A 16,237-nucleotide genomic window follows, 5' to 3' on the forward strand; every position below is an offset into this window, starting at 1 on the left:
TGATTCAGATGTTAAAACATCAACGCAGTTGCCTAGGTGTAGATTCAGGCGCCTTAGCTTCTTCTGCGGGGAGTTGTGCTTTGTTAAAAAATCCGGACCATGCTTTCTTGATTGATTCTGGGACCGGGTAAACTCTTAAAGAATCAGAAACTTTTGAATTCCAGGCAAGCTCATCCCCAAATTTTTTCATTTTAACACCTACATTGGCCTTCAATGCAAACAGGTTCAGATCTGCTGTACTGACTACTGCTGCCTGAACAACAGACCCTCCTCCTACGTAAGGTCTTAGATTTCTTCCGTTGTTATCTTCTTCATGTTTTCTTTTCATACATTAATTTCCTCGCAAATAACTTCTCTCATTAAAACTAGGCTGTATAGACTAAAGTGGCCTGCTTAAATTTTTATTAAGCGCACTAAGTAAGTTGGTAGGGGAGAATAGAACTGGCTAAATAAAGGCCAGAAAGGTTGTTTATTGTATTATAATGAAAAATATAGATTCGTTCTCAGAAGCCTATGTTAATTGGCCTATTTACCCCAAAAGCAATAGATGATTTACGTTTACTGCAAATTTCCTACCCGAATGAACGCGTTGGAAATTTTTCTGGTGGCGAGTTTTTATGTAAAAAAGAGGGTGCTTTAGTCACTGAACTTGATGGAACTGCGCCTATACGATTAACCTTTTTAGATCATTTAGGTGGTGGGGTGCTTGGAGGTAACGATGGTAGTCTTACCGCTGAGGCTTTTGCAGAGTCACTAATTGCTCAACTCAATCTGGTAAAACAACATCACGGTCAGATGATTACGGATGGAATAAAAGATCTGGATCTTTTAGGCTGTCAAGGTGCAAAACCTTGGACGGATGCAGATGGTGTTATACACGATAGCATAGCCGAGATAGTGGCAAAAAAACTCAATGACGCTGGCTATGGGCACATAACTGTCCATGCTTTTTCACCGGAATTTATTGCAGATCCCGAGATAACCCCTACGCGTCTTCGTTCAACAGGAATGCCTGGTCAACCGTTTGAGTTCTATGGATTCACGGATGAAGGGATAAAGGCATGCGATGATGCAAGCGATGAATTGTGGCGTGCACAAGCAGATTATCACCAATTCTACAACAGTTATTATCGAGCTTGGGATGATTATAATAGATTGGCCGCTATGCCCTATTTAAACCAGGCAGATGCAGTGCTGTATAAGCAAGCTGATGACTGGTTGTCTGTTTTTCCAGCCCGTAATGCAGTACGTAGAGCAGAAGTAGATCGTTTGGCCTATGAAGCTGATCAGATCTTTATACAAAATCGTCGTCCTCAAGGGGGAACCATTGGTCGTATGGATGTACGGCAAGCATTAGCTGATCCACGAAATGTATTCAAATCAGTTAATGAAAAATGGAGGAAGATGATGAGGCAGGAGTATTTATTGACGATACATTCTGGGTGAAAGAGGCTCAACCAGAAATCGAACCACCTCAAGAAGAAAAAAAGTTGGTGAAAAAGCTTGAAAGCTTTGATGAGTTTAAAAAGTTATATGGAAAAATGTTGGAGAAAGAAACAGATAATAAGAACAGTCCCAATGATGAAGAGAATACCGATAATATCCCCTCTAAAAATATCTAATGCCTTATCCATAATCATGAGATCTAGTGAATTTAATTAAATTGCTTTAGGGAATAAATTCCCTAATAATGCCCCTCTTCCTTTATTTTCAGCTATTGAGGAAATGAATTATGCCTTCAGTAAAACCTGTTTCTTTTCTAACAAAAAAAGCTCCTTTAAATGAAGTGGTTAACTTAGGCTCTTCGGAGGATGTTGCACAGAATGCTATTGCTATGGAGCTGCCTTATCAAAATTATGAGATTTATGCGCCAATAATTGGAGAAAATATTGTTGAGTTGGGTGCAGCGGATAGAAAAAAATACCTTCCTCTATTAACGGAGATACTACAAGATATTTTGACAGGAAATTTTGTTGAAAATAGAGCGAAAATTCAAGGAATTTTGGAATCATCTCATGCGGTAAGAAAAACTCTAATCTATCAGCTTTATTTTAATTTATCTAAAAGGCACACAGACTGGGATAAGGTTAAAGCCTCCATCTTAGAGCAACACAAGGAAATATTTCAGCAATTGGAAAGCTATGGTGCGCAATGGCATCATATTCGACAGCAAAATAAGGCGGCATTTCTCGATTTAGGCCGTACCGTTTTTAATACGCGCCCAGCTGGTTTAACTGCCGCTATTGGTGATATTACCTTGGCTAATTGTGAGCATGGCTATGAAAACTTCATAGAGGCGCTGCATGACTGCTTACCTTTAGGAGGTAACATTAATGCAGCTATGACCTTGAATCCTAAGTTTGGTAGTTTTTTACACTATTATCTAGCCTTTGAATTCCCATATGCCACTAAACTTATTCAGTCTATCGATGCGCAAAGAAGTACTAAAGAAAATACACTCTTTGATTATGAGGCACGAGATGGTTATGGCAATACTCCTCTGCTGATTGCAGTTTTTACTCGTCAGGAATCAGCCGTTTTAGCCTTATTAGGTTTAATGAAAAAAGGGCGAAAAGTGGGTATTGATATGCCCGATGCAGATGGACGGACTCCTTTGTTAATTGCCGCTGCCTTAGGAATGAAAAAAGTAGTTGCTGAGTTATTAAATCAAGGAGCAAATCCTCTAGCGCAAGATAAACTGGGGAGAGGATTGAGCGATTATAGTCGTTTTTCAATCGACAACCTCTCTGCCTTATTAAGACCCTTTGTACACCCTGAGCGAAGCGCTAATATCAATCACAGTTATTTATATGCTAATGATATCTGGAAAACGCCGCTTTGTTATTTTGCAAATGATGAGCAGGGTCTTACTGGTGATGCTCAAATCCCTTTTCTTGTAGTCTTATCTCCATTATCACCCCATAAAGAAAAATTAAATGCTGTAGTTGCTTGCCTCCAAAAAGAAGCGCGCAAGGGTGATGAAAAATCAGCTAGATTGCTGGCTTATGTCCAAAATCAAATTGAAAAGATTGTTGGAACAAAAACGGTTAAGCAACTCTGTATGGAAGGGCAGACAGCGGTACAGGATTATCTAATGAGCACGCGGGCAACGACGGCGATACGTCTTGCAAAAGAAAGTCGATTAAGAAGAGCCTGTGCTTTAGGCGATATAAATCTGGTAAGAACCTTGTTAGATGAGGGTATCAATCCAAACACAAAGGATCACCTGGAGCGAACAGCCCTACACTATGCAGTAATGCGCGCTGAATTAATACAAAAAGAATTGCTAGAAGAAGCTAATGAGCGCGGGGAGTCACCTTCTGCTGAGCAAGTAAAAAAATCACAAGCGATGCATCCTCAGATTATTGAGTGCTTAATCAATCATTCAAAAATACCTTTGGACTGGGATGCGACTAATAAGGCAAAGAATAGCGCAAGAAATTTGTTAGTTCGCGATGCAGAAAGCCAGAATCAAGACGACGCAGAGACTGCAAAAGAATGTCTTAAGAGATTTCCGGCCGAGGTTTTTGTGGAAACAAAGAGTGCCGAGGCAAGCAGTGAGATTGTATTTACGGGGTAGGAATACTTGTATCTGTTCGCGCTGAGCAACTCAGCCCCTTTGGGGCAAATATCGATAAAGACCTCGTCATCCTGAACGTAGTGAGGGATCTCCGGGATTAGCACAGTGCCACACTCAGGAGATGTCTCTCTACGTTCGACATGACGTACGTCTTTGGGAGCACAGAGATACTAAGGCCTTCCAAGTCTAATAATCTTATCCAACTGATTGGAAAAACTTTGAATTTCTTTTGCGCTTAAAGCATCTAAGCCGCTCCGGATAAGGCCATTTTCTCTAAGCGATTCATTGAAATGTCGCATCGTTAAAATTTGTTTAATATTGTTTGGGGTATAGAGCATTCCCCGTGGATTAAGAGCAAAAGCATCCTTTGAAATCACCTCATCGGCCAAAATAATATCGGCGGTAATGACTAAATCTTTGGGGGCTACGCCTGAGACAATATAGTTATCCGCCTTGTCAAATCCCGATTCTACTTGCACCCGTTTAATGAATGATGAAGGAGGAATTGTAGCTAGGTGGTTGGCAACAATAATGACGGTTATTTGGCGTTTTACTGCTGCGCGAAATAAAATTTGTTTAATCGCCTTTGGGCAGGCATCACCATCGATCCAAATTTGCATAGTCTAATACTCGTAAGCCTTCATACCTACATTCAATTTAATGGGCTTAAAGAACTCATAATACTAGGTTCCAGCCTATTAGATATTGTACATAAGCGAATTAATATCAAATTATAGGGTTCTACTCCAGTGCTAATCTTGTGGATAGGCCCTGGGGGATGGTTTTATTTTTTGACTCTTTAAGCATTTTCAAAAAGCATCGTTGTTAAAAGGCGCTCATTGTACCATAAGAAGCCAAAAGGGCAGCTAATAGCCAGAAATTTTGCAAATTTGTGGTATAATTCGACTTTGTCGAAAAAGATAACTTAATTGACGCTCTATTCTCTAGGTTTAAATCATGCAAAAAAACAAATCATTATCATCTATGTTCCCTCTTTTTCTGGTGTTGTTCATTGATGGCATGGGCTTAGGATTATTATTCCCCATATTAAATACCATTCTGATAGAGCCTCAAGCTGGGTTTTTATCTGTCGATACTAGCATAGGCCTTCGAGGTTTCTATTATGGCTTAACCATTGGCATTTTCATGATTTGCTGGTTTTTTGGTGCGGCGATTCTAGGTGATTTATCTGATAATGTGGGGCGCAAAAAATCGCTATTAATCTGTCTGATTGGTGCTTTTCTGGGATATTCCTTATCGGCGGTTGCTATTTTGCTTCATAGTTTTTGGTTACTTATTCTAGGACGCATTATCGCTGGTTTCACCTCAGGGAGTCAGCCGATAGCTCAAGCGGCAATTGTTGATATTAGTCCTGATGAGCAAAAGGCTCGTAATATTGGCTTGATCTTGTTATCCGTTTCCTTAGGCTTTGTTTTTGGTCCTATTTTTGGTGGCCTGCTTTCAAATAACCAACTTGTCTCCTGGTTTGATTTTGAAACACCGATGTATTTTGCTGCTGCTTTGTCTTTATTGAATGCCTTTTTATTACAAGGCTCTTTTCAAGAGACCTTTGCGAAAAAGACTAGCACTAAAATAAGCATTCAATGGCACCATGCTATGCATATCTTCATGTCTGCATTTAAGCATGATGCAATTAAAAAATATTCTATTGTCTTGCTGGTTATGATTTTCGGTTGGTCAAATTATTTTTCATTTATCTCCTTGTACTTATCGCAGGTTTATCATTACACAACGATGCAAAATTCTTTTTTCTTAGCGATAATGGGGCTTGGATTTAGTCTGGGTTGCGGCTATATCGTTAACTTTTGTACTAAACGTTTTTCCTTTGAGCCAATTGTGATTATAGGATTAATAATTACTGCCCTTTTGGTCTTAGTGACTCTGCTTGTGGATCAAGAATGGGTTGCTTGGGTTTGTGCCCTGTTCATTGGCGTCAGCTTATCGGTTGCCTATTCAGTCTTGTTGACTATTTTTTCTAATCAAGTGGATCAAAATGAGCAAGGATGGGTCATGGGGGTGACTGGTTCGGTGATGGCACTTTGCTTTGGTTTAACCTCAGTTTTCACCGGTCTTATTGCGCAAGTGGGTGCGGTATTACCTATGGTTTTGGCTACCGCAGGGTTGGCAGGAAGTGCTGGAATTTTGATTCTAGTCCGCTCGGGTCAAGCTGCAGTAAATCAGGTAGAAGTGCTGGATTCCAATTTGGATAATGCGCCGCCTTCTATGTAAAAAACGGCTCCACTTTTTTAAGAAAGCATTACCCTCATTTTTCCCTTCGCCCCAGACTTGGGGCGAAGGTGCCCGCAGGGCGGATGAGGGGGGGCTGGTTCGAAGTTTTTCCTGATATTTGCCCCAAAGGTACTGAGTTGCTCGATAAGTCTTGCATTTTCTCGTTTTAAACGCGAAAGCTCGGCCGGTTGACGCTTTTTTAAGCCTATCTCTATTACGCCCCCCGTCACCTCTCTGTTATTTGGTTAATTAATATAGTATTAATTTTATATTGATATAATTAATAAGAAGCTACTTATAAAGAACTGTCATGGCATTTTCTAGATATGAAGAATCCCTTAAAGAAACCGTCTTAATACACCGAGAAATTGAGTTTTATGAATTAAAATCTTCTATTGAAACCCTTTTATCAAAGGATCCTTCGTACACCATGGATGATATCAATACTATCGTTACTCAGTTAACTGAATTATTTCAATCAATAAGTCAAGCAAAAGAACCGAATGTAAATGAACACTCCATTTTCCAGACGAATGGCTCTGCCTTAGTTAAGATTCTTCATTTCTTTCCGCAAAGAAGTTGGCTGGGGGTTATGCAGGTTTTCCATCAACGTAACTACTTGACGTCATTAGTTTATTGCGAGGAATTTAGTCTGCACCAATTAGAGGATCCTGAGAATGAGGATAGAATTCTTGATTATTTAGAGGAAAAGCTTGATCTCGATGCAGTAAAGGTAATTTCATTTTTTAAAGATGATAAAGAAAAACTTTTTAATATTCTTCTTAAAAAATATGGCAATAAAGATACTCCGATGTCTTTAACTGTGTTTGAAGAATTACTACCGACTATTCCATCTGCCGATCTAAGTAAAAAGGTAATTGATCTTTTTTTGGATAATTATGATGGCCAATTCAACACATTAAGACAGCTCAACGCGTTATGGAAGAATTGTCCTCAGAACAAAGCCTATATTATGGAAAAAGTAAGGGATAACCGTCTTTATGCGCCGGAAGGGCACTATACTTTATCTCAATTTTGGAAGATAGCCCGAGAAGATCAACAACAATCTCATCAAGTTTTAGCTGCAAGACTTAAAATTGCCTCAGATAAGCTTGAAGACATTCCTCTTGATCCTGATACAGATGATAAGCTTGCAGGTTTTGAACCCTTTAAAGAATTAGAGAAAAAGGCAAACAGCCTGGCAAATGAAAAAGATGAAGATAGTAAACTCAAATCTAAGGCAATTAATTTTGTGCTAGAGGAATGCAAAAGACTCCCCATTGATATGATAGGGGAATATCTGAGTGAACTCTCTAAGTCCTCCAATGAAAAACAATCAGATAGTGTCAAAGAGATATTAAATATCTTAGAACGTCCACGTGGCTCTTGGGGATGGTTGAGAGAGCCAGTTTTTGGCAAATCAACTGAAACAGCTGAATTATTAAGTGGGTTCGCCAAGGCAATTGATGAGATGCCAAACAGCGATCTGTCAAAATATTTTTAAAGATCAAAAGAGTAGGGTATCCGTTCAGGCCGTCACCCTACCCCGTCGTAATCCATTACCTCAAGCGGATGGTTTTGAGGTGTGCAAAGATTAAATTTCAATCTGCCGGCCTATTTCAAATACCGATTCTGGCGGAAGATGAAAATAATCACTCATGGGCAGGGAGTTCCGATGCATAAAAGCAAAGATAGCCTTAAAGTACTTTAATAGAGCGTTACTATTGCGTCGGATCATTACTGTATCGTGACCAAGATAGTAAGTAATGTCTTTGATATTGATGTCATAGCCCTGTGCCTGCAAGTTTTTTAACACGTTAGGAATATTAGGATGTTCCATAAAACCATAGTTGGCCACGGCACGCCAAATACCCGTTGCTACTTCTACAATCTGTATCTTCTCATTACGTTTACACCTAGGAACCGATAAATAATTAATTTTTAAAATAATAACCTTATCCTGCAACACATGATTTTTCTTTACATGCCAAACCATAACGGGGGGAATATCCTGATCTCGGGATGTAAGAAAAACGGCTGTTTTAGCCACCCTTGCGACCTTTTCTTTTTGAATGGTTTCCAGAAAGGTATCAACAGGAATACTTTTCTCCTTTTGCTTGATTTCAATGGTTTGGTAGCCTTTGTGCCAAATAGACATAATGGAATAGATTAGGACTGCAAAGGTGATGGGTAAATAACCGCCATTGGTAAATTTGGTGAGGTTAGCTGTAAAAAAGGATGTGTCCACAATCAAGAATAATCCGGCAACAAGCCCTGCTTGGATGATATTCCACTTCCAGACTTCACGTAGCGCAATAAACAATAGAAAGGTTGTTAAGAGCATAGTGGTTGAAACGGCAATACCATAAGCGGCAGCTAATTTTGCAGAGCTACCAAATCCAATAGTGAGCCCAAGTGTTGCTAGCATTAAAAGCCAGTTAACAATGCCAATATAAATCTGCCCATAGCCTTCTGATGAGGTTTGAGTGATTCTTAATCTAGGCAGCCAGCCTAACTGCATCGCTTGCCTCGTCATCGAAAATGCTCCGGTAATGATCGACTGGCTGGCAATAATTGTTGCTACAGTAGAAAGGATTATTAAGGGCAATAAACAACTACTTGGGCATAGCATATAAAAAATATTGTGTTGCGTTGATGCGCCTTCCAAAACCAAAGCTGCCTGACCTAAGTAATTAAGAATAAGGCTTGGGAACACTAAGCCAAACCAAGCATAGCGAATGGGGGAGGCACCAAAATGCCCAAGATCGGCGTACAAAGCCTCTGCTCCGGTTACACAAAGAAAAATTCCGCAAAGAATAAGAAATCCTGTTACACCATTAGACAATAAAAAGCTTAAACCATAGATTGGATTGATCGTCTTTAAAATAGCAGGATGCTGTATAACTCCCCATGCGCCTAAACCACCAATAGTTAAAAACCACAGAGCCATGATAGGGCCAAAGGCAGAGCCAATATTCGCGGTACCCTTGGGTTGTATTGCAAAAAGGAAGATAAGAATAGTAATTGCTGTAGGCAAAACATAATACTTAAGCGATGGAGAAAAAATTTCCATTCCTTCTATGGCTGAAAGCACGGAAATAGCTGGCGTAATCGCTCCATCCCCATAGATAAGAGCAGCCCCCATAAGGCCAAAGGCAATAATAAAGGGTCTTTTTTTTAGCTTTAAACATAGAAGGGACATTAGGGCAATAACGCCTCCTTCGCCATCGTTATCGATCCTTAAAGCAAAGTTAATGTACTTAATCGAAGCAACTATTATCAGGGTCCAGATAATCAACGAGACTGAACCTAAAATGGCACTGACGTCTGGTGTTCCTCCGCCTGCGAGCAAGATCACTGTTTTGTAAGTATAAAGAGGGCTTGTTCCAATGTCTCCGAAAACGATACCCAAGGCTGATAGGCTCAATGCTCCTAATGTAGGGTTTGGATCTTGCTGGCGTTTTGCGGGCATATCCTGGGCTCTCATATAAAATTTATTCTATTTAATCATAGCTGAATAAATAAAAACTATGGGACAGTTTGTATTGAACAACCGCTAGAGCAGTGCTATTTCAAAGCATAATTAATTATTTAGATTACACTTTAGTTATTGGGGCTTTTTATCTAATGATTCTGGCGCTCAAGACGTTTAGGGAGAGCATCATGCATGTATCTAAAGGAATATTGGTTTTTCTGCTTAGTCTATGGATTCCTTCACTGCAAGCGGCAGTAAGTATTACCCAGATAGTGGTTTGGCAATGTGATTCCTATGATAGGGACACAAGCTTCAATGGCTATGGCAGCAGTGAAGGATCCTCAATGCATAATGCCATGAGCTTATGTAAAAAAGAGAGTAAAAGCCCGGGGACCTGTAAGGTTTCGCAAGAATATTGCGATGCCTTAGTTAATGGTCAATCAATACGACCTTGGTGGCAGTGTAAGGCCTTGGATTCTCTCGGATATCTTTGGGTCGGCAGTTTTTATCGATTAGCAGATAATGCGCTTTTAGACGCAAAATCTCGATGCTTCTCTTTTAGTGCCGTGCCAGCCACTTGTTATACAAACGCCTTCACCTGCAAAAAACTCACTCCATAGGCAGTGCTATACTAAATATACCCTTTAGGAATATACCCTTTAGGAGAAAAATCATGGCCAAAATGGAAATGAAAAGTTTTGATGCGCCTGAAGAACTCCGTGAATTGCCAAAAACTCGAATTGAAGTACTTAATTTTGGTGAAACAACCATTATGCGTGCTATCTTCCAGCCTGGATGGAAATGGTCTGAATGTGTGAAACCAACAGTAGGTACCCAAAGTTGCGAAGCGCCACATTTCATGTACATGATCTCAGGTCGTATGGTGATTGTAATGGATGATGGAACACAGAAAGAAGTTGGACCTGGTGAGGTCGCTCTCATTCCACCAGGTCATAATGCTTGGGTAGTAGGCAATGAACCCTGTGTCGCCATTGATTTCACTGCAGGCAAAATGTACGGTACTACTAAGTCTTAAACGATATAGGGCGAGGCACAAGGCAAGTTAAGGAAGATCTTGTCATTCCCGCGAAGGCGGGAAACCATCTCTATATTGGCACAGTGCTTAGCTAGAAATAGATTCCCGCCTTCGCGGGAATGACAAAAGCTCTTAACTTAACAGTAGTGGGCACAAGGCTGTATTGGGAGTGCATTGTTATTGAGACCGTTGCTGGGATTGTGAAAGAAGGCATTCAGATGAGTGCCTCTTGATACCAACCTGTCAACTGACTGTGGTAACTGGTTGTTTTCCATAATTCTATGATGATAGTTGCGTATTTTTTTGACAAACCTAAGTTGGTTGTGTTTAGACGTTTCCTTCCAATAGTGTGCAGATAAGTCACATCCCATATTTTCGACAAGTAAGGGGCCGCTGGCCTGCGGGTCGGGGTTTTTTAATTCTTTATTATTTTGTTGGAACTTAAATCCTGCGGGCACCAAATTGGCCTGTTGTAATGCTTGGATTAGTCTGTGCCGGAAATTTTGGGATTCTTCTGAATCCCCTAAGCTGTTGAAATACACTGCGCTTTGAATTTTACCTTGGCTGAGCGATAGTTTTATACCCAACCAAGATTCGCGGACTCTGATGGGAAGCAAAATTGTCCGCTGATTATTGCTTAGCTCCAGAGTGTTTATATGAATTTTCAATAGGTTGATTAGCTGCGTTGGCTCACTGCGGCTAGTCTTTAAAATATGAACGGAGGGGTACTCTTTGAGCGTGGCCTTCCATAATCAGCTTTTCCTGTAATTTGACAATTTCATCTTCCTGCTCTGGATGTCGGTCTATGCGAAGAGTTAGAGCATCGATAGTTCCCGCAATTGCCCATTCTCTGCCATGCGTCTTAAGACGTGAGTGCTGTTGCTAATATTTAGAGGTATTACATGATTGAGACCAGGTATTAAACCTAATAAATCGCATAATACTTGTGTATCAATCCTTCCTTGCAACTGTTATTTCTCTGCTAAGCGAGATAAGCAATGCAGGGCGAAACCAATGCTGAAAACGCTAAGATCCTCGGCACCCGTCATCAAGCTAAGTAGATTCTCTAGGGTTAGGGCGTTAATCTTGCCATGCAATTGCCCTTTGTCTATCAAGTGTGCTGTACCATCCAGGCTATTGCTAATGGCTTGGGCATCAACACCCTCCAATTTAGGCAAGCGCGTAAGCAATTGCTGTAGGATTTCTGCATCGATGTTCCCTTGTATATGTCCTCTCTCTACCAATACGCCTAAGCTATACAAGCTGCTACCTATGGATCGAGCGTCGACATCATCTGACTTAAGCAAGCGGTTGAGTAGATAGATACGGCCAGTTGAGTTGCATGCCTAAGACTAGCTGGGCTCGGCTAAGTATCCCAAGATTATTAAATAAGAAATAAGGGTTACTTTTGGGGTTGTGTAACCAGCCCCTCACTTTATTGTTATCCTCCCAAAAAGCAGAGAAGGCATTCAAGATTTGCTGTAATGCCTGCACATCTTGTGCTTGCAAGGTCTTGCTAGTTTTAGCGGTTATAGATAAGCGGCGTAATTCTTTTTCGCAGTCTTTTATGGCTTGGTAGGGCGAGGGGGCTATATCGGAGGTATGTCGTTTTCCAGGGGGGGAATTTCTTTTGTCAGGGTAATCACGCTTCATTTTTATCTCCAAAACTGATTGGAATTTTATTGCTTTAGTTTTCCGCAACTAGTTCAACATTGGTCATGAAGAATAAATATTTAACAAAATTAGAAGTACCGTATAAAATACGGTATTAAGTGCTTCAATGAGTTGAAGTTATGAAATCTCAGAGGTTAAGCTATCTAATCTAGCTTCTGGGAAGCAAATAACAGGAAAGAATTTCAAACCAGCGCCCCGAGGGGGCGCACAATGAAGGAAGTTCTTTGGGAGTGATATTAATTCTTTTGAATAATTAGGTCTTTACTATGTCATTTAATAATCTGCAAGATACTAGCTCTGAATTGATCATGAAGCCAGTCGGCTCAGGTATTCAGTTAATTCACCCCGACTCTGTTAATCAAGACAAGGATGAGCAGAGAATTATCTCTCCCTATAGCGTTGCTGATTTCTTAAAGCTACCTTCCAGCGTTTATTTTGTTAATAAATACCATGCGATTGAAAATCTTAATCAGATGGCGGTAGATGCTTGTAAGTATGAGTCTATTAAGCAAGCGCTTGGGCGAGGAGAAGCAGATCATACTCTTTCAGAAGATTCTTTTCACCAGCTCATGGTCGATCAAAAGCGAACAATGCAAACGGAAACAATGCAGATATTTAATAATGAAGTCTGTTTGCAAGATGAGAGTTTTTTCCGTTGTTTGGTTGTTCTTAAACCCTGGTACGATCTGCACTATAAGGTCGCTGGGGTTATTGGGGTAACGGTCGTTGTTGATGAGCATTCCTTAGCTGAGACCTTAACAGCGCTTACGAAAAATGAGTTTTTAAATTATGGTACAAAGGCGGTCAAGAATAGAGCGCTTCCCAATACGATAAATGGCGTCCCACTATCTCCGCGCGAAACAGACTGCGTACAATATTACGTTAAGGGAAAAACAGCGAAAGAAATAGCGAAATACCTCAATTTATCGCCACGCACGGTAGAGTTTTATATCTCTAATCTCAAAGAGAAATTAGGGGTTTCAACAAAATCTCAGTTGATGGAGCTTTTAATTACATAGTACTGTACGGTATTCGTAAATCGCTGACGCATGGAGAGGCACAGGAATAAGTTTATGAGTTATTACAAAGTTAAGACGCAAGGATGTTTTTTGTTTTTGATGATCATTGTCTTCTCCAACTCCGCTGCAGAGTCAGTAAGTCTTTGTGGGGGTCCACAAGCGATGCTTGCTGTAGTCGATCGACCAACAATTGCTGATAGTCCTTGTACGGTTGGGGTAGGGCATGCGATTTTTGAAGGCGGTTTTCAGCTGCAGAAGCAAATTGGAAGTGGCCATTCGCAGCAATTTCCCTCGATGGTATTCCGAGTTGGCTTACCAAAGGAAAATGAACTTTTTGCATTTTTGCCAAATTATTTTCATCAATCGGAGGCTCCATCGTCTGGCTTAGGCCCAACTGGGATAGGGTATAAGCACATACTTCATTACACTGAAAAATGGCTACTAACCTTTGATACTTTAGTCACTCCTCCGTCTGGCTCTGTAAATTATGGGAGCCAAGGCTTAGGGGGAATAGTGAATGCAATTTATAATTACAATTTTAGCGATAGTTTAAGTTTTACCTGCCAGCTTGGTTATAGCTCTCAAACAGAATCAGAGCTAAGCGGTGGCCACCGGTTTGCCTCTTTAAATCCAGATGCTTTTTTGACTTGGTCCCTGAGTGATAAGCTCCAACTATTTGGTGAAGTCTATGGGCAGAGCAAAACGGGAGTAGGTCAAGGTAGTGGCTATGCTACTCAGTTTGGTTTGGTCTATCTTCTAGCGAAGAATATGACGGTTGATGTTGAAGTTGGCAAACGATTGAGCGGTTTAATAGGAAATTTTGAGAATTATCTCGGTGCTGGGATGGCCGTGCAATTTTAGTGATATCGCCTGGCTAAGGACTGAAAGATAGATTCTTGTGACACTGTGTGTGCCCTCTCCCCAACCCTCACTGCTGTTAAGTTAAGGAAGGTTTTGTCATTCCCGCGAAGGCGGGAAACTATTTCTGGCTAAGCACTGTGCCAATGTAGAGATGGTTTCCCGCCTTCGCGGGAATGACAAATGCCCTTAACTTAACGTCAGTTATGGATAAGAGCAATTAACAACCTGAATGAAATAAATTAAACCACTACCGTATTCTCTACGGTACTCACAATCAAATGAAGTTGTATAAAATATATACCGTAATATAACTGCTGACTTGTAAATTAAGATGTTTTTTCAAAAAAAGAATATCACCAGTGTTAGCTCTAGAAACTAAAGAGAATGGCACTCTTCTTGAACAGGCTTGATCCTAACTAAAATAGATTTAAGGAGAAATTCCAAGTGCCCCAGAGTTCCAAGTTACTGCGTGGTGAAATACTAGAGATAGAGAAAAATATGCGCAACCTCGTTGATAGGATAAACTGGACGCCTATAGCGCCAGGTTACGCAGAATACCTATATGAAATAGAAGCACTTCGTCGCAACATTAATTTTATTAAGCAAGAAATCTATAAGGAATTAAGGGATCAAGAAAATGAAACAGCAACTAAAGAAGCTATCTTAAGAGAGCAGCAAGAAAAAATCACCTCATTAACCAATAAAATTGACTCATTTTTAGCAAAAGAAGAGTATGCCGATGCTGTAAATTTTAGACTTGAAAATAGAGGAGATTTCGAATTATATCTCGCAATATTAGCTGAAAAAATGGAATTGAAACTAGAGGAAGACAACGTTTCTACAAGTCCCCAAAAAATAGAAGAATTTAATCAGGCACGCTTATATCTTTACGAATTATTACCTATAGAAAAAACCGAGATTTATGTTCAACGTATTGTATTTGCTATTAATAGTCTAGATGAGTTAATAAACACATCCACTTCTGAAACCGAAATAGAGCTTTTAAAATTTAAAAAACTTAAGTTTTACATTAAAGCTCATTATTGTATTGGAATACCTGGAAACATTCTTGTTAGTGAATTAAGCATATCTCAAATTCTCTTGAATGAGATAGAACAACTACCTGCTACCTTAACCACTTTTGAAGATCAAATTAGTCATCTAGTTATTAAGTATGATCTTTTGAAGAAAAAATATGTGAACATTAAAAAAATTAATCAGTTAGCAGAAAATTCCGAATGTTTACCCAGTAAAATCGTACTTCAAGACAACGAAATAGATAGATTGAATCAAAATCTGAAAAAATCAGAAATAACTATTGGACAACAGGAAAAAACAATTACAAAGCAAGCGCAAGAATTAGCTCAAGCAATACAACAATACGAATCTATTGATAAACTTCAAAATCAACTTGCTGAACAAGTTAATCAAGCAAAAAAACTAGAGGCTATTAATGAAAATTTGCTACACGAAATTCAAATAAAGGAAAACCAACTCAAAGATAAAGATGCGCAACTAACCTTGCAAGCTAAGTCGCTAGATAATAGTACTCGTAAATTCAATAAGCTTTTTGAGCAACAGAAACAACAAAATGCGCACATAGCCAAGTTAAAGCTTCAGATTCTGAAATCAGATACTGATTATTTAAAGAAGGCACAAATAATAATAAATGATATTGCAGAAAGGATTAATGAGCATCAATGGGATCTGGCCTTGGGTGGAGGAAGAAATTTATCCGATAAAAAAGTCAGTGAAACAGGCTATAGAATTTGTGAGCATATTACTGCTTTTAAGCGGATTAAGAGCCCTAGCAAACAAGAAGTAGCAGATTGCCTAACCACTATTTTAGATTTTGCCTTGAATGGTCTTAATAGAGGCTCTTCTTATTGCTTCTGGCACGGACAAAAGGAGTCCTCTCGCAGAGAATACGTCGTATATGTTGATGTTATCAACGAATTTTTAGCCACCCATCACCCATTTCCGCAAGGTTTGGCGCTAGTGGTTTAAGTTCCGGTGCTCTTGTCGCCCTTGCTAAGACTTTCTCTTTGTCGCCAAGCAATTTCTGGGCTTGCCAGATTTCTCCGTAGATGCGTTGTTTTTCTTTTCCCTTGCTTTTCCCCATTGCTTCGAGAGCAAGTCGCATTGCCATTTTTAAATGGTCAAGCGATCTCTTAAGCTCTGTGATTGTCTTCGCATTGCTTGCTTTATTTTTAGCTGCATTAAGATCTTGCAGCGCTTGGTCAGTTGATTTCCTGGGAAACCCTGATAGCTTCCTCATTCTTTCCTTTAGCTCAAGATCTTGCTCTAATTCGTTCTTAGTCATGACTGACTCCTACTGCAGA

Annotated in this window: 16 protein-coding genes; 10 read left to right on the top strand and 6 right to left on the bottom strand. The window is 39.9% G+C overall.

Features of this window, described 5'->3' with window-relative positions; all coding sequences use genetic code 11:
* Positions 1-19 precede the first annotated feature (19 nt).
* Positions 20-328 carry a hypothetical protein gene (locus BN1094_RS03575; RefSeq protein ID WP_043872993.1) on the bottom strand — a complete coding sequence of 103 codons (309 nt, stop codon included), beginning with the start codon at positions 326-328 and terminating at the stop codon, positions 20-22.
* Positions 329-513: 185 nt separating this feature from the next.
* On the opposite strand from BN1094_RS03575, the gene BN1094_RS03580 reads away from it, so the two are divergent.
* The 3 genes from BN1094_RS03580 to BN1094_RS03590 all read left to right on the top strand — a co-directional run bounded on the left by BN1094_RS03580 (position 514) and on the right by BN1094_RS03590 (position 3,580).
* Complete coding sequence (locus tag BN1094_RS03580) at positions 514-1,446, top strand: hypothetical protein (protein ID WP_043872994.1); 933 nt, start codon at positions 514-516, stop codon at positions 1,444-1,446.
* Positions 1,395-1,622: a hypothetical protein gene (locus BN1094_RS03585; protein WP_141650414.1), complete on the top strand. Its 228-nt coding sequence runs from the start codon at positions 1,395-1,397 to the stop codon at positions 1,620-1,622. Before BN1094_RS03580 ends, BN1094_RS03585 begins: the two co-directional genes overlap by 52 nt.
* 110 nt (positions 1,623-1,732) lie before the next feature.
* Positions 1,733-3,580 (top strand): ankyrin repeat domain-containing protein, encoded by a 1,848-nt coding sequence (locus tag BN1094_RS03590; RefSeq protein ID WP_043872996.1) that lies wholly within the window; start codon positions 1,733-1,735, stop codon positions 3,578-3,580.
* Positions 3,581-3,750: 170 nt separating this feature from the next.
* Here the strand turns inward: BN1094_RS03590 and BN1094_RS03595 are convergent, their stop codons facing one another.
* On the bottom strand, positions 3,751-4,200 hold the full coding sequence (locus tag BN1094_RS03595) for a YaiI/YqxD family protein (RefSeq protein WP_043872997.1): 450 nt from the start codon (positions 4,198-4,200) through the stop codon (positions 3,751-3,753).
* A gap of 337 nt (positions 4,201-4,537) precedes the next feature.
* On the opposite strand from BN1094_RS03595, the gene BN1094_RS03600 reads away from it, so the two are divergent.
* Both BN1094_RS03600 and BN1094_RS03605 read left to right on the top strand, forming a co-directional pair.
* Entirely contained in the window at positions 4,538-5,830 is a 1,293-nt protein-coding gene (locus tag BN1094_RS03600) for an MFS transporter (protein WP_043872998.1), read from the top strand.
* Positions 5,831-6,140: 310 nt separating this feature from the next.
* On the top strand, positions 6,141-7,334 hold the full coding sequence (locus tag BN1094_RS03605; protein ID WP_043872999.1) for a hypothetical protein: 1,194 nt from the start codon (positions 6,141-6,143) through the stop codon (positions 7,332-7,334).
* A 90-nt stretch (positions 7,335-7,424) separates the two neighbouring features.
* On the opposite strand, the gene BN1094_RS03610 is transcribed toward BN1094_RS03605, so the two are convergent.
* On the bottom strand, positions 7,425-9,302 hold the full coding sequence (locus tag BN1094_RS03610) for a potassium transporter Kup (RefSeq protein WP_081935069.1): 1,878 nt from the start codon (positions 9,300-9,302) through the stop codon (positions 7,425-7,427).
* Between the two features lie 191 nt (positions 9,303-9,493).
* On the opposite strand from BN1094_RS03610, the gene BN1094_RS03615 reads away from it, so the two are divergent.
* Together BN1094_RS03615 and BN1094_RS03620 are read left to right on the top strand one after the other, a co-directional pair.
* Positions 9,494-9,925 (top strand): hypothetical protein, encoded by a 432-nt coding sequence (locus tag BN1094_RS03615; RefSeq protein WP_043873001.1) that lies wholly within the window; start codon positions 9,494-9,496, stop codon positions 9,923-9,925.
* Between the two features lie 53 nt (positions 9,926-9,978).
* Positions 9,979-10,341 (top strand): cupin domain-containing protein, encoded by a 363-nt coding sequence (locus BN1094_RS03620; protein WP_043873002.1) that lies wholly within the window; start codon positions 9,979-9,981, stop codon positions 10,339-10,341.
* Between the two features lie 971 nt (positions 10,342-11,312).
* On the opposite strand, the gene BN1094_RS03630 is transcribed toward BN1094_RS03620, so the two are convergent.
* Entirely contained in the window at positions 11,313-11,603 is a 291-nt protein-coding gene (locus BN1094_RS03630; protein ID WP_043873004.1) for a hypothetical protein, read from the bottom strand.
* A gap of 37 nt (positions 11,604-11,640) precedes the next feature.
* A complete protein-coding gene (locus tag BN1094_RS03635; RefSeq protein ID WP_043873005.1) occupies positions 11,641-11,994 on the bottom strand; it encodes a hypothetical protein in 354 nt (117 codons plus the stop codon).
* Between the two features lie 287 nt (positions 11,995-12,281).
* Between BN1094_RS03635 and BN1094_RS03640 the strand changes: the two genes are divergently transcribed.
* The 3 genes from BN1094_RS03640 to BN1094_RS03650 all read left to right on the top strand — a co-directional run bounded on the left by BN1094_RS03640 (position 12,282) and on the right by BN1094_RS03650 (position 15,902).
* Positions 12,282-13,034 (top strand): helix-turn-helix transcriptional regulator, encoded by a 753-nt coding sequence (locus tag BN1094_RS03640; RefSeq protein WP_043873006.1) that lies wholly within the window; start codon positions 12,282-12,284, stop codon positions 13,032-13,034.
* A gap of 54 nt (positions 13,035-13,088) precedes the next feature.
* On the top strand, positions 13,089-13,895 hold the full coding sequence (locus tag BN1094_RS03645; RefSeq protein WP_052403115.1) for a transporter: 807 nt from the start codon (positions 13,089-13,091) through the stop codon (positions 13,893-13,895).
* Positions 13,896-14,393: 498 nt separating this feature from the next.
* Positions 14,394-15,902 carry a hypothetical protein gene (locus tag BN1094_RS03650; protein WP_141650415.1) on the top strand — a complete coding sequence of 503 codons (1,509 nt, stop codon included), beginning with the start codon at positions 14,394-14,396 and terminating at the stop codon, positions 15,900-15,902.
* Here the strand turns inward: BN1094_RS03650 and BN1094_RS03655 are convergent.
* Positions 15,844-16,218 (bottom strand): hypothetical protein, encoded by a 375-nt coding sequence (locus BN1094_RS03655; protein WP_043873008.1) that lies wholly within the window; start codon positions 16,216-16,218, stop codon positions 15,844-15,846. The two genes, BN1094_RS03650 and BN1094_RS03655, sit on opposite strands and share 59 nt — an antisense overlap.
* Positions 16,219-16,237 lie beyond the last annotated feature (19 nt).

Origin of the sequence: Legionella massiliensis, assembly GCF_000756815.1 — a bacterium.
GTDB lineage: Bacteria > Pseudomonadota > Gammaproteobacteria > Legionellales > Legionellaceae > Tatlockia > Tatlockia massiliensis.

Coding starts and splice junctions, on each gene's coding strand:
- BN1094_RS03575 (WP_043872993.1), bottom strand. CDS start 328: ATGAAAAGAAAACATGAAGAAGATAACAACGGAAGAAATCTAAGACCT.
- BN1094_RS03580 (WP_043872994.1), top strand. CDS start 514: ATGTTAATTGGCCTATTTACCCCAAAAGCAATAGATGATTTACGTTTA.
- BN1094_RS03585 (WP_141650414.1), top strand. CDS start 1,395: ATGGAGGAAGATGATGAGGCAGGAGTATTTATTGACGATACATTCTGG.
- BN1094_RS03590 (WP_043872996.1), top strand. CDS start 1,733: ATGCCTTCAGTAAAACCTGTTTCTTTTCTAACAAAAAAAGCTCCTTTA.
- BN1094_RS03595 (WP_043872997.1), bottom strand. CDS start 4,200: ATGCAAATTTGGATCGATGGTGATGCCTGCCCAAAGGCGATTAAACAA.
- BN1094_RS03600 (WP_043872998.1), top strand. CDS start 4,538: ATGCAAAAAAACAAATCATTATCATCTATGTTCCCTCTTTTTCTGGTG.
- BN1094_RS03605 (WP_043872999.1), top strand. CDS start 6,141: ATGGCATTTTCTAGATATGAAGAATCCCTTAAAGAAACCGTCTTAATA.
- BN1094_RS03610 (WP_081935069.1), bottom strand. CDS start 9,302: ATGCCCGCAAAACGCCAGCAAGATCCAAACCCTACATTAGGAGCATTG.
- BN1094_RS03615 (WP_043873001.1), top strand. CDS start 9,494: ATGCATGTATCTAAAGGAATATTGGTTTTTCTGCTTAGTCTATGGATT.
- BN1094_RS03620 (WP_043873002.1), top strand. CDS start 9,979: ATGGCCAAAATGGAAATGAAAAGTTTTGATGCGCCTGAAGAACTCCGT.
- BN1094_RS03635 (WP_043873005.1), bottom strand. CDS start 11,994: ATGAAGCGTGATTACCCTGACAAAAGAAATTCCCCCCCTGGAAAACGA.
- BN1094_RS03640 (WP_043873006.1), top strand. CDS start 12,282: ATGTCATTTAATAATCTGCAAGATACTAGCTCTGAATTGATCATGAAG.
- BN1094_RS03645 (WP_052403115.1), top strand. CDS start 13,089: ATGAGTTATTACAAAGTTAAGACGCAAGGATGTTTTTTGTTTTTGATG.
- BN1094_RS03650 (WP_141650415.1), top strand. CDS start 14,394: ATGCGCAACCTCGTTGATAGGATAAACTGGACGCCTATAGCGCCAGGT.
- BN1094_RS03655 (WP_043873008.1), bottom strand. CDS start 16,218: ATGACTAAGAACGAATTAGAGCAAGATCTTGAGCTAAAGGAAAGAATG.